The 11,875-nt window shown below is 35.2% G+C and carries 12 protein-coding genes and 1 pseudogene; 4 read left to right on the plus strand and 9 right to left on the minus strand.

What is annotated here, in order from left to right:
- Nucleotides 1–47 precede the first annotated feature (47 nt).
- The 6 genes from ACYFX0_RS00955 to phaZ form a co-directional block, all read right to left on the minus strand.
- Nucleotides 48–779: a M15 family metallopeptidase gene (locus ACYFX0_RS00955; protein WP_106082288.1), complete on the minus strand. Its 732-nt coding sequence runs from the start codon at nt 777–779 to the stop codon at nt 48–50.
- A 48-nt stretch (nt 780–827) separates the two neighbouring features.
- Nucleotides 828–2,063, minus strand: coding sequence for a CapA family protein (locus tag ACYFX0_RS00960; RefSeq protein WP_000887606.1), 1,236 nt, complete (start codon nt 2,061–2,063; stop codon nt 828–830).
- Nucleotides 2,064–2,664: 601 nt separating this feature from the next.
- Entirely contained in the window at nt 2,665–2,865 is a 201-nt protein-coding gene (locus tag ACYFX0_RS00965; protein ID WP_000166303.1) for an NETI motif-containing protein, read from the minus strand.
- Nucleotides 2,849–4,045: an MFS transporter gene (locus tag ACYFX0_RS00970; RefSeq protein ID WP_106082289.1), complete on the minus strand. Its 1,197-nt coding sequence runs from the start codon at nt 4,043–4,045 to the stop codon at nt 2,849–2,851. The genes ACYFX0_RS00965 and ACYFX0_RS00970 overlap by 17 nt, the downstream gene beginning before the upstream one ends.
- Before the next feature lie 119 nt (nt 4,046–4,164).
- Entirely contained in the window at nt 4,165–4,392 is a 228-nt protein-coding gene (locus ACYFX0_RS00975) for a hypothetical protein (RefSeq protein WP_000549498.1), read from the minus strand.
- A 61-nt stretch (nt 4,393–4,453) separates the two neighbouring features.
- Entirely contained in the window at nt 4,454–5,356 is a 903-nt protein-coding gene (gene phaZ / locus ACYFX0_RS00980) for an intracellular short-chain-length polyhydroxyalkanoate depolymerase (RefSeq protein ID WP_000594886.1), read from the minus strand.
- Nucleotides 5,357–5,545: 189 nt separating this feature from the next.
- On the opposite strand from phaZ, the gene ACYFX0_RS00985 reads away from it, so the two are divergent.
- From ACYFX0_RS00985 to ACYFX0_RS00995, 3 genes are all read left to right on the plus strand, one after another.
- Nucleotides 5,546–5,962 (plus strand): MarR family winged helix-turn-helix transcriptional regulator, encoded by a 417-nt coding sequence (locus ACYFX0_RS00985; RefSeq protein WP_000343679.1) that lies wholly within the window; start codon nt 5,546–5,548, stop codon nt 5,960–5,962.
- Nucleotides 5,963–5,977: 15 nt separating this feature from the next.
- The gene (locus ACYFX0_RS00990) at nt 5,978–7,177 is read left to right on the plus strand and encodes an MFS transporter (RefSeq protein WP_001190320.1); all 1,200 of its coding nucleotides are present in this window, start codon (nt 5,978–5,980) and stop codon (nt 7,175–7,177) included.
- A 100-nt stretch (nt 7,178–7,277) separates the two neighbouring features.
- A complete protein-coding gene (locus tag ACYFX0_RS00995; protein WP_106082291.1) occupies nt 7,278–8,537 on the plus strand; it encodes a serine hydrolase domain-containing protein in 1,260 nt (419 codons plus the stop codon).
- Nucleotides 8,538–9,275: 738 nt separating this feature from the next.
- Here ACYFX0_RS00995 and ACYFX0_RS01000 read toward each other — a convergent pair.
- The gene (locus ACYFX0_RS01000; RefSeq protein ID WP_000682890.1) at nt 9,276–10,643 is read right to left on the minus strand and encodes a short-chain fatty acid transporter; all 1,368 of its coding nucleotides are present in this window, start codon (nt 10,641–10,643) and stop codon (nt 9,276–9,278) included.
- Nucleotides 10,644–10,766: 123 nt separating this feature from the next.
- On the opposite strand from ACYFX0_RS01000, the pseudogene ACYFX0_RS01005 reads away from it, so the two are divergent.
- Nucleotides 10,767–10,893, plus strand: a pseudogene (locus tag ACYFX0_RS01005) (TIGR00366 family protein); the annotation flags it as partial.
- Nucleotides 10,894–10,933: 40 nt separating this feature from the next.
- Here ACYFX0_RS01005 and ACYFX0_RS01010 read toward each other — a convergent pair.
- Both ACYFX0_RS01010 and ACYFX0_RS01015 read right to left on the minus strand, forming a co-directional pair.
- A complete protein-coding gene (locus ACYFX0_RS01010) occupies nt 10,934–11,287 on the minus strand; it encodes a hypothetical protein (protein ID WP_001006485.1) in 354 nt (117 codons plus the stop codon).
- The gene (locus ACYFX0_RS01015; protein ID WP_001101653.1) at nt 11,284–11,859 is read right to left on the minus strand and encodes an NAD(P)H-dependent oxidoreductase; all 576 of its coding nucleotides are present in this window, start codon (nt 11,857–11,859) and stop codon (nt 11,284–11,286) included. Before ACYFX0_RS01015 ends, ACYFX0_RS01010 begins: the two co-directional genes overlap by 4 nt.
- Between the last annotated feature and the right edge of the window lie 16 nt (nt 11,860–11,875).

Consider the following 11,875-nt stretch of genomic DNA (forward strand, 5'->3'; position numbering starts at 1 on the left):
CTTTTCTTGTAGCAGTGCATAATGTTCAATAAAATTAAAGCATATTTTTACTTACCAGACTTAATTTTTTCGTTATATTCTTCTAAAGTTAACCCTTTTTCTTTTAGATAAACGGCAACTTCTTTTCCTACATAACGATAGTGCCATGGCTCATACTTAATGCCAGTAATATTCTCTTTCTCTTTTGGATAGCGGAGAGTAAATCCATATTCTGCAGCATTCTTATCTAACCATTTGAATGCATCGGTAGTTTCAAATTTTGCATTTAAATCTTCTACAGTATTCTGCCATTCAACTGAAATAATGTCTAACGCTAATCCAGTATGATGTTCACTTGCACCAGGATACTGAAGATATTCCAATGCCTTAGCACTAGCCTCTTTATCCGACAAACCTTGAGATTTATAGCTTTTAACTGAAGCATCATAATAAGTTTGTTGTAATTTTATAGCTCGATAACCTGATCTTAAATAAAGATTGATTCCCTCTTTTTTTGCAGCTGCTACCATATCCTGATAGGAAGTTGCAATTCTACTATCTATTTTCATATTTGGCTTCGCATTTTGGGTGATACTTGTTAATTCAATTCCTAGTTCCTTTGATAACATATGCTCTCTATTTACAAGGATAATTCTCCAATCATTAACATCAGAGATAGGTAAAACATCTTTTTTCTTCGCATGTATTTCATTTTTATTTTTATCGTTATTATTAGTAGTTTCCTGAGATGTTTGCTTTCCACTACAAGCAGCAAGACTCCATCCCATTGCTAATACCAATGCTAAAATTATAAATTTTTTAATTGTATCTCATTCCCTTTTTGTTTATTAGTCTTTATACCAATTTCCCAACACGTCTCTAGGAATCTCCTTGAAATCCTTCAAAGAAACCGGGCCGACAAATTTTTTAATTCCATGTTTTTTAGAATTTTCATCCGAATAATCTTTTAAAAATTGAATTTTAAATTGTTTCTTACCATCAGCATAGTCGGTTACTGTCGGTACGATTGCCGCTTGTCGTATACCAAAAGTTTTATCTTCATACTTAACAAATTGTACATAAGATAATCCTCCAACTAATGTTTCTAATTTTTCTTGCGCAGAAATAAGATTTCCAAGAGAATAATAGATTAGCGTTTCATGTCCATCTTTATTTTGTTTCCACTCAATTGGTTGAATTACATGTGGATGATTTCCAATTACTACATCTACACCTAAATCTGTTAAATATTGAGCAACTTCTTTTTGTTGCTTTGAAGGTGTGGAGGTATATTCTACTCCCCAATGCACCATAACAATCACCATATCAGAGCTACTCTTTGCCTTTTCCACATCATTTTGTATCGCTTTTTTATCAATTAAATTTAAAGCCCAAGACTTATCAGCTGGAATTTTAATTCCATTCGTACCATATGTATAATTTAGTAACGCAAAACGAATACCATTTTTTGTAATCGTTTTTATTTCATTACGCTCGTTTTTACTCTCATTAATGCCTACTGGGATAACATCCGGATATTTTTTCCAGTATTCTCTTGTATTCGCAACACCTTTAATACCCATATCCATAGCGTGATTTGTCGCTTGCGTCACTATATTGAATCCAGTGTCCACTAAAGATTGGCCTACTTCTTCAGGTGTATTGAAAGTCGGATATCCTTGTACTTTTAAATTATTTCCGGCAATCGGAGTCTCCTGGTTCACTATAGCAAGATCACTTGATTTAACAGCTTTTTTGATATTTTCATAAATATAATTATAATCATATGAACCGTCTTTTTGTTTGCCATCTTTAATTACTGCGTCATGATATAAATTATCACCCGTTGCTATTAAATTCACAACCGATTGTACTTTTTTATCTTCCGTAAAATTAGGAGACTGTTGGATAGGACTTTTCTCTACCCAATTTGGTGCTTTTAATGATGTATCTATATTGGATTCAGCTGGTGGTAATGAAGCTTTAGATGTCTTAACATCTGTATTACCACAAGCGGTTAAAAGCACTAAAAAAATAAGACATACTAAAAAAAACTTTTTACTTCTCTGTAAAGTATCTAACATGTGATCCTCTTTTCTGTTTTATTCCTTATAACCAGTTCTAACAAATCATTCTTTACAACAACGTATTTTGGTTTTACCCTTAATTATGGAAGGACACTCTGTTACACCTGCTTCGGAATATACTAATAATTGTTTTCCGCTTTCTAGCAATCTATCGATTCCATCAGAAATGATAGATTACTAGAAAAAGATGACCCATCAGGATGTCGACTAGTTTGATATACCTGTTCCAATTGCAGTAACTCGTTTAATATTTAAACAAGATAGGAGAATCTCGTTCATATAGCCTCTTCTCTCGCTTTATGTTTAAGGTGCCTCCCAAAAAGGGGATCGTTGCTGTACCCCTTTACATAGTGCAAAATTTTTGTAACTATTTTCTTTCATTCTAGCGACAAACATTATACCGATAACAATAAGTAAGACCCAAGAACTTATTTTACCAATATACGAAAAAAGTAGCAATCTTTTGTCTCATATAAAGAAGCCAATTAGGAGAGATGAACGAGAGATTCATTCTATTCAATTCCTTCATTGATTAATAAAAAAACAAGCCATCCAACTATTGGATGGCTCTATACTATAAAGAGAATTTGTTATTGGATTACTTCAATTTCCCTTCAAAAACAATCTTCCTACCGCACGGCTCAACTACTGTTTTGCCGTCTTTCTTTACTTCATGAAAGATTGGCTCTTCCATACGACGAGACGGAGCGTAGCCTTCTTGTTCCATACGTGCTAAGCAGTCTGTAATTGTTTCATTTTCAAGTACTTCAAATTTCTTTTTATTAGGTTGTTTTGTCATGCCCTAACCTACTTTCTATTTTTCTTGATGCGAATTGATTTTTCATGTAGACCATATATAACATTGCGAGAATTCCCATTATAATCATAACCGCAATAAAAAAGCTTGTATACTGTATTTTTTCTATAAATACGCCGCCTAATACAGGTCCCATAATACTTCCTAAACTAAAAGCGATTCCGGATAATATATTACCTGCTGGTAGTAAGTGTCTCGGTAATAAATCAGTCATAAATCCAAGCCCTAAAGAGAAGCACGATCCAATAACCATACCCGCTAAAAGCATGCAGGCAAAGACGATCCAGTAATATTGATCAAATACGGCGGCAAGTAGAAAAATGCCCGTACTTATGCTAAACGTCCACGTTAATATACGGTCCCTTCCGTATTTGTCACTTAATATACCGAGCGGAATTTGTGTAATAATACCCCCAACTGCAAATGCTGGTAATAAGAAGGATACATCTGAAACAGACCACCCTTTACGAAGTGCGTATACTGGTAAGTTACTGTTTAACATTGCTTCAAGTACGCCATATGCAAGTGGACCTAGCAGTGCAATCCATCCTAATCCAACAACTTGTTTATAACGAGAAAATGATGATTCACTCTTCACTTCTCTTTCATCTTGCGCTGGGAATGCATTTTTTGTTGGAAGTAGTAAAAGCCAACCTAGTAGACAAAGTATAGTAGATATAATAAATGGTGTCGCAAGACCGTACTGCACAGTGCTTGCTAAATATGGACCAACAGCAAAACCAATTCCGAAGAATACACCGTATATCGATACTTGTCTCCCTATTTTACTTGGGTCTGATGTTGTCGTGATCCACGTTTGTGTTCCGACATGAAGCATATGATCTCCGACTCCAACTAGAAATCTAAGGATAAACCATACCCAAAACGAAAATGTTTGTGTAAAAAAGAATAATGAAATAATAACGAGAAACCCACCTATAACAATAATCGGCTTCATTCCAAACCTTTGCATCGGTTTTTCAAGAAACGGCGAAATAACTAATATCCCAATGTACAATGCCGTCGCATGAATACCATTAATACTTGAACTAATCCCTTCTTGTTCAAAAATCATTGCAATGGCAGGTAAGAGCATTCCTTGTGATAAACCCGAGATTGCTACAATCCCAACCATAATCCAAAAAGTAAAACGCATCGACATCCTCTGTCCCTCTCCTTCTCACGCTTTCCACTTTTCATTATAAACTGTTTCTGCAAATGCGTGTACGAATATTCGCAATAAAAAACAAGCTAAAAGAATGAACCTTTTAGCTTGTTATCTTATCCTTCCCAAACTTGTGCTTTCACATTGTAATGAAAATGTTTAAAATATGGATTTTCATAAAATGATGGTCCATATAAGTAATGTTGCATATGAGCTGTTAGTGGCTGCTGCAATTGTAAAGGAACTACAGCTGGTGAAACTTGCATATACATCGGATCTATCATTATTTTTGTATAGATATGATGATTATATGGCGAATAAGCGATTAAGGATGGTTTATGCATTGATAATCTCCCCTTATACATACAAATGTTATAGTATATGCAACACTTCTCATTTCGGGGATTATTTCTGTTCTAACCAATTCTCTACATGTTTTATAAATACATCTAAACAATCAATAAACGGTGAGTGTCCGCAATCTTCTAATACATTCAACTCTGCATTTGGCAAATGTTTCGCTAATTCCTCACCGACTACTTGCGGTACGACATAATCTCTATCACCTTGTATGACGAGTGTTGGCGCTTTAATACGATGAATTTGCTTACTTCCCTCTATAACCCCATTATGTTCATCTGAAATATTAAATGTAATGAGCGCATAATTCACATCTACGAAATTACGTTGCGTTAACATATCATCTAAATACTTTTCATAACGGTCCGGTTCAGGTTGGTTATGCGTATATATTAATAGATTCCATACTGTACGGTAATATAGTTTGTTCATATTTTTTATCGCATCTAATACTGGAGCGATTTGTACTGGATCTTGCGCAATTTCTTCTTTCGTCTTTACTAAACTTGATACAATCGGCTGCCCATTCGTATCTTTTTTAAAGATTGGGTATCCTTTCATTCCTACTGATTCTACTAAAATTAACTTTTCTACAAAATTTGGGTGATTCGCTGTAAATTGCATCGCAACGCCACCGCCCATTGACCAGCCCATTAATGAGAATTTCTCTAGCTTTAACTCGTCGATAAATAATTTTACATCCTCTGCAAAGTCCTGTAATGAATCTATCGATCGATTATACGTTGATTGTCCAAACCCTCTTAAATCAAGAGCGTAAATATGGTATTGATCTTGCAACTTTTCAATGACTAAATCCCAATGTTGTGACGATGTCATGTTCCCGTGAATGAGTACAAGAATATCTGTATTTCGCCTTCCAACTTCCTGATATGCAATCGTTTCTCCGTTCGATAGTGAAACAAACTCCATTGTTGCAGGCTTAATCATCACAAGTTCCCCCATTCTATTTAATAGAAAGAAAATTCTTTACTTAATTAAAGAATAGCACGTAGAATATACGTTCGCAACATAAAACCTATAAGAATTTTTTACATAAATCAACATGTCTATTACTAGACAATTATTATAAAAAAGTATATAGTTAGCTAGGTAACTAATTTGAAAGGATCAAAATACATGGACGAAAAACAACATTTTTTTCACATCGTCAGCCAGACTTCTCGAAAGTTTACGAAGAAATTTAATGAACGTGTATCTCCAACAGGGTTATTTAGTGCGCAATGGGCTGTTATTTTCCGCATTAATCAAACTGGTTCTTGTACGCAAACAGAATTATGCCAGTATTTAAATGTTGAATCACCAACGATGACTCGTACGTTAACACGTATGGAAACGATGGGATGGATTATTCGTACAGAAGGTAAAGATCGCCGCGAGAAGCTTATTTCTTTATCCGAAACAGCGATAAAGATGATTCCAGTATGGCAAGAAGAAGTTGACACTTTCGAAGAAAAAACGCTAGAAGGTATTAACGAAGATGATTTACATCAAGCATTTCAAATGTTACAACAAATTATTAAAAATTTAGATTAAATTGGAGGGATGACGATGCAAAGTGAGAAACTTTGGACGAAGGATTTCCTCGGAACTTGTTTTAGTAGTCTATTTCTCTTCTTAACATTTTACATGCTTATGACTACTCTGCCTGTCTATGTAATAGACGGCCTAAAAGGAAAACCTGAGGAAATTGGTTTAGTTGCAACTGTGTTTCTTATTTCTTCTGTTTTATGTAGACCATTCACAGGAAAATGGCTCGATGATTTAGGAAGAAAGAAAATATTATTTATTTCACTTTCATTATTTTTAGCCGCTACTGTTATGTATTTCGGTGCGCAAAGTTTATTCTTATTACTTGCCCTTCGCTTCTTACACGGTATTGGGTTCGGGATGGCAACGACAGCTACTGGTACGATTGTAACTGATGTTGCGCCAGCTCATCGACGAGGCGAAGCACTTGCATATTTCGGCGTATTTATGAGTCTGCCGATGGTAATTGGTCCTTTTTTAGGTTTAACAATTATTTCTCATTTTTCGTTTACTGTGTTATTTATCGTTTGTTCCGTATTTTCATTACTTGCATTTTTATTAGGGCTACTTGTCGATATTCCTCACGAAGCACCTGTTAGCAAACAAAAACGTGAAAAAATGAAATGGAAAGACTTAATCGAACCATCTTCTATTCCGATTGCACTTACAGGATTTGTTTTAGCCTTTTCTTATAGTGGTATTTTATCCTTTATTCCTATTTATGCGAAAGAACTCGGTTTAAGTGAAATTGCAAGTTACTTCTTTATTGTATACGCACTTGTTGTTGTCATTTCTCGTCCATTTACAGGAAAGATTTTTGATCGCTTCGGTGAAAATGTACTCGTTTACCCTGCAATCATTATTTTCACAATCGGAATGTTCATATTAAGCCAAGCACAAACTTCATTTTGGTTCCTTGGCGCAGGTATGCTAATCGGTTTAGGTTACGGAACATTAATTCCGAGTTTCCAAACGATTGCAATTTCTGCCGCCCCAAACCATAGACGTGGTTCTGCGACAGCTACGTATTTTTCATTCTTTGATAGTGGTATTGGTTTTGGTTCTTTCATTTTAGGTATTGTCGCAGCGAAATCCAGTTATCATAATATGTATTTTATCGCAGCTATTATCGTTGCGTTCACTTTACTTTTATATTACGGATTACACGGACGAAAACAAAAATTCAAGAAACAACCTACAGACGGAAAAATTTCCGCTTAACGTTAATAAGGAAAGTAAACTTCCCCGTTTACTTTCCTTATTTTGTATTTCTTTCAAGACGAGCGTATACTTATAGTAGAAATAAAAAGGAGGACCATATATGAAACTAAAAAAATCTCCCCTACTCTTACTTATACTAACATTCATATTTGTAATTACAGGGCTTGGGTTTACTTACTTCAAACATAATAAAACGACCCCATCAAAACATAATGTGACAAAAGAAAACTGGTTAAATGCCCCTTACTTACGTTGGTCGTATACACATATGAAAGAATTCACTTTAGTTAATAACGTAAAAAACAACCCTGACCAAATTGCTCACTTCCCTTCCGCATTGCAAAACTTAGATGATTTTGCTGTGGAGCGTAGATTCGGAAATACAACTCCTCTAAAAAAACTTTTAGACGATAACAAAACAGATGCTTTTGTCGTTGTACATAATGGACAACTTGTTTATGAACGATATTTCAATGAGTATAAACAGAATGAACCTCATGGTATGGCATCATTAGCAAAAGTCTTTACCGGGGCAATTATACAATCTCTCGCTGAAGAAAAACGTATTGACTTAGAAAAAACAGCTGACACTTACATAAAAGAATTAAAAAACACACCGTTCGGTAATGCCACACTTCAGCAATTAATGGACATGCAAGTTTCAGCTGAATATCCTACTCATGGATATGAGCAACCTGGGCTAGAAAATCAAGATGCACAATTATATTTAGCTAGCAATATTTTACCCCGCGGCAAAAATTACGACGGTCCGATGAAAATTTATGATATGTTACGGGAAGCCGAAGAAACTGCACCGCCTGGTTCTTCCTTTTCTTACAATAACGGATCAACAGAAACGCTTGCTTGGATTATTAGAACTATTACTGGTAAATCACTAGCTGAAAATGTAAGCGAACGAATTTGGTCTCAAATTGGTATGGAAGAAAACGCGTATTATGTTACAGATGAAATGAAAATAGAACAAGCAAGCGCTGGCTTAAATGCAAATGCTAGAGATATGGCGAGATTCGGGCAATTACTATTAAACAACGGGGAATATAACGGAAAACAAATTCTCCCTTCTTCTATTACAGAAAGTGTAAAAAATGTACAAGAAGGTGAACTTGAAATTAGTAGTGGCGCTTCTATTTCTTATCATAATCAATGGTGGATTCCCCACAATGAACAAGGTGCTTTCGAAGTGTTAGGTAGTTACGGACAAACACTTTACATCGATCCAAAAGCAAATATGGTAATCGTTCATTTCTCTTCTAACGCAACGCCAAGTAATGAAATACATTCGGTTTATTCAAATATGTATATTGATATTGCACATCATTTAGAAAAGCTTCCACAGTAGTGGAAGCAGGAGTTTAAACCTTGCACAGTTATGACTATTCAATTGAACACTCGATCTGTTGTGCTAAAACGTCAATATAGTAAAAAAGGATCTCTCTTGATATAGAGAGATCCTTTTTTTTATTTCTTCTTCTTTTCTGTCGGTTGGCTTTGTTTAGCGAAATTAGATGAATCATCGAAATTTGGTTGCTTTTTACCTGCATTATTACTTCTACCTTTTCCCATATGTAATGCACCTCCCCTCACCCTTACTATTCCCAATAAAAAACTCCTCTTGCGTTCAGGAAAAAATTTTTATTGTCGCTTATTAATAATGTCCAACAGTTCTCGTAGTACTTCCAACACTCTCGGTTCTGCCATACCATATTGTATACTTTCAACCATAGTGTTAATGGTGATCATCATGCTGAGCTTGATAAAGAACAGCTTGTGGATAAAAAAACCGTACATTCCATACATGTGAAAGAAGTTTTAGTGGTATTTTGACTCATCCAAGCATATAAAGTAACTAAATACTTGCTTGGTACCTATCTGTTTGTTGCACAAAACCAACATCCCTAGTAATCTCTCGTAAGATATTTGAAGATAACAATCTTTAAAATTCTTAAGCAAATAATTGTAATTCATCAGATACAAGAATAGACATAAAAAAACGCTATCCTTTCCTATATATTTATAGAAAGAATAGGTTTTTTCATTTTAATAGTATTACTTGATAGTATTGGCATTCCTATTAAAGCTAATATACAAATAACATCAATAAACTTGTAACTATGCCAACCCAAATGCAAAGAATGAAACAATAACCCATAATGTCTTTAATTTTCAATCCCAGCACACCTAAAAGAGGTAATGCCCAGAACGGCTGAATCAAATTTGTCCATGCGTCCCCCCAACCTACCGCCATAGCGATAGTAGCCGGATCTACACCTAACTTCAATCCTGCCGGGACCTGCAGTGGTCCTTGTAAAGCCCATTGCCCCCCGCCAGATGGCGCCAATAAGTTTACCAGCCCCGCTGACCAATATGTAAATATATCAAATGTATCCTTTGACGCAATGGATGCCATCCATTCAATGATTGAGCTTCCCAAACCTGAACTACCTAAAACAGCAATAATCCCTGCATAAAATGGAAACTGTAAGATAATTGGAGAAATGGATTGCGCAGATTCTTTAAATCCTTGTGCAAAGTTACCAAGAGAACCATGTAGGAGCAAACCAAGTGACAAGAAAAACAAATTAATGATATTTAAATCTAAACTATGACCGTTCATGAATTCATAAACACAATACAACGTGCCGATTGCGCCTAATATTATTCCTAAAACTGGTGTCCATTCCAGTTTTTCCGCAGGAGTTAAACTTTTTTGAGGAGGTTTTACAAAAGAATTTGTATCAGTTTCGATTGCTTTATAGCTGATAATCCCACTTTTGGGAGCCATAAGTACAATAATAATTGGCATCGTGATGAATAGAGTGAAAAAAATAATTAAAGTAGAGTAACTAAAGATTGTTTGTGAGGTAGGAATAATTCCAATCATATCTACAAGAAAATGATCCTTTGTGGCAATTGTCAGGCCAATAGAACTGGAGAGACCTGCGCTATATAAGGCTGTCGGAGCATAAGCAGCTGCTACAAGTAATGGAAAATGTGCATTCGCATTCTTTTTTGCTACTTCCTTTGCAATGATAGCTCCCACAACTACGGCTAGCCCCCAATTGATATAGTATGCAATTGCACTGATCAAAAATGTCATCGTATAGGCCTTTTGAGGTGTATCGGCTAACTTTGCAACAGACTGCAAGGCTCTATTAATAAACGGGACAGAAGCTAACGTCATCCCTGTAACCATTAGCAATACCATTTGCATTGTAAACGTTAAATAAGTCCAAAACCCATCCCCCCAAGATTTTACGATTTTGTACGGATTTGAGGGATTCATCAACAAAGCTATAATGAAAGTAAATAAAGTGAGCAGCACTGCAATAACAAAGGCATCCGGGACATATTTCTGAGACCATCTCGAAAATATATTTGCACATCGTGTAAGCAACGATTCTTTCTTTTCTGGTTCTGAATTTGTCTCCATTAAGGAATGTTTCATAAATATTCTCCTTTCTAAATTTTAATAAGGTAAATATAAATAACATTCCACAAAAGAAAATAAAATCCTTTTGCACTTGCTGCATATTAATCAACTAGATCAATATTCAAATACCGTTCCTTTCAACCTTTCTGGGCATTACCAGCATTAGCGATAGCTGGTTTAGGTGCTCGTGACATTATGGGATTTTGTGTTGTGAACTTACTATATGCGGGTTTTATCATTTAGTCTATACTTCTTATTTATTTAAACGAAAAGCTAGTTTTATACTAGTTTTTTTACATAATAAATCATTTATTTCCCATGCAATTTATAACTGTATTCCACTCTACGTCCTTAAGATGTAATGCCTCAAACGCAAAAAAATCTTCACACACTTTTTCAATTAGATATGGATTTTCCCTCAAAAAATTCCACTGTAATACTTTAGGAAGAAAATGCATTTCATATTCTTTACTTCCCCGTACTACCTCATCAACTTCTCTTTCACAAATTCCTCTTATCAAGTAGTCATTTCTTAACTCAATTTGAATTTGTTGAAATGTATCGCTGCATTTTTTCAATTGAAGTAAACGCGTAACATACTTCCGAAAAAGTTCGCCATCATACTGAACACAGTTTATAATACGGTCGACTTCATTCATAATGTACGAGCCTTTTCTTCTATTTGTAATAACCATTTTTCACGCTTTGATACTTTACTCGTTTTCACAGATTGAAACACTGACCGTTTTATATCGCGAATGCCACAAAAACGTAAAACACCTCTCTTCATCATAATCCAATCTGCTGATCGATATAACAATGCGACGTACCATAGAGGCGAGTCTAACGTATTAATAACCCATGCTTTTTTCCCTTGCAATAATCCTTTCGGCAGAGCCCCTTCATATTTATAAGCAAATCCAGCTACGAAAATACGATCGATAAATCCTTTTAAAATTGCTGGCATCCCCCACCACCATATTGGATAGATGAATAGAAGTGTATCTGCTTCTTCTACTAACGTTCTGTACCGAGCTGTTTCCTCTTCATTTACTAAATCACGTCTTTTCTTCTCTTCATGAAACACGAGGACTGGATCAAATTGTTCTTTGTATAAATCAAGTACGGTAACTGAATGATTTGTTTCCTGTAGTCCTTTTTGCACATGATTTAAAATCGCCGCGTTAAAACTTGAAGGATTAGGATGAGCGTATACAATTAGTACATTCACTACATAACAACTCCCT

Source organism: Bacillus sp. NEAU-Y102 (assembly GCF_054788175.1).

Coding starts and splice junctions, on each gene's coding strand:
- ACYFX0_RS00960 (WP_000887606.1), bottom strand. CDS start 2,063: ATGTTAGATACTTTACAGAGAAGTAAAAAGTTTTTTTTAGTATGTCTT.
- ACYFX0_RS00965 (WP_000166303.1), bottom strand. CDS start 2,865: ATGACAAAACAACCTAATAAAAAGAAATTTGAAGTACTTGAAAATGAA.
- ACYFX0_RS00970 (WP_106082289.1), bottom strand. CDS start 4,045: ATGTCGATGCGTTTTACTTTTTGGATTATGGTTGGGATTGTAGCAATC.
- ACYFX0_RS00975 (WP_000549498.1), bottom strand. CDS start 4,392: ATGCATAAACCATCCTTAATCGCTTATTCGCCATATAATCATCATATC.
- phaZ (WP_000594886.1), bottom strand. CDS start 5,356: ATGATTAAGCCTGCAACAATGGAGTTTGTTTCACTATCGAACGGAGAA.
- ACYFX0_RS00985 (WP_000343679.1), top strand. CDS start 5,546: ATGGACGAAAAACAACATTTTTTTCACATCGTCAGCCAGACTTCTCGA.
- ACYFX0_RS00990 (WP_001190320.1), top strand. CDS start 5,978: ATGCAAAGTGAGAAACTTTGGACGAAGGATTTCCTCGGAACTTGTTTT.
- ACYFX0_RS00995 (WP_106082291.1), top strand. CDS start 7,278: ATGAAACTAAAAAAATCTCCCCTACTCTTACTTATACTAACATTCATA.
- ACYFX0_RS01000 (WP_000682890.1), bottom strand. CDS start 10,643: ATGAAACATTCCTTAATGGAGACAAATTCAGAACCAGAAAAGAAAGAA.
- ACYFX0_RS01010 (WP_001006485.1), bottom strand. CDS start 11,287: ATGAATGAAGTCGACCGTATTATAAACTGTGTTCAGTATGATGGCGAA.